This window comes from Mesorhizobium sp. M4B.F.Ca.ET.089.01.1.1, assembly GCF_004022605.1.
In the GTDB taxonomy this organism is placed as follows: domain Bacteria; phylum Pseudomonadota; class Alphaproteobacteria; order Rhizobiales; family Rhizobiaceae; genus Mesorhizobium; species Mesorhizobium abyssinicae.
Genome location: NZ_RZOS01001297.1, coordinates 1 through 525 on the forward strand (window position 1 = coordinate 1; position 525 = coordinate 525).

Sequence of the window (525 nt, forward strand, 5' to 3'; positions counted from 1 at the left end):
GCTTCGGGTCTTGGCAGCGAATCACGACCCTCGCGTCCGGCATCGCCGAGGCCCTGGGGGCGCCGCTCATGATCGGAGCTGTATATGACCGAGATTATTTCTGTGACGAGCACATCGCGGAGGTCTTGCAAAACCTGGAAACGAACCTCAGGCTGGCGTGGGTTCTCGATCGGAAGGAGATCGAGAATTACCTTTTAGTCCCCGCAGCACTCGACCGTGCGATCATGCGAGTTCTGAATTCGCGGCTTGAGCCCGGCGCAGAGAAGCAGGCTTTAACAGCAGTGTCCGCAGCGCTGCTCGAAGAGATCACCCGACCGTTAAAAGAAGATGTCCTTTCGCAGTTGATGGGCCGACGGCACGACTATCTGCGCCCAAGCGGGCAAGACAGGTCTCGGGTTTATAAGGACGTACTTGGCGCCTTCGACCGTCTTTGGGACAGCTTAGAGACTAGGATTGCACTTGTTCCAGGAAAGGAGGTTCTCAGGCTGTTCCGTCAGCGCGTGCAAGACCTATACGGTGTAACAT

1 protein-coding gene is annotated in these 525 nt (G+C 56.8%); it reads left to right on the forward strand.

Annotated features, from left to right (window positions below; all coding sequences use genetic code 11):
• Positions 1-68 precede the first annotated feature (68 nt).
• Positions 69-525: hypothetical protein (locus EN780_RS37245; protein ID WP_210215132.1), on the forward strand; the 457-nt coding region annotated here is incomplete at its 3' end.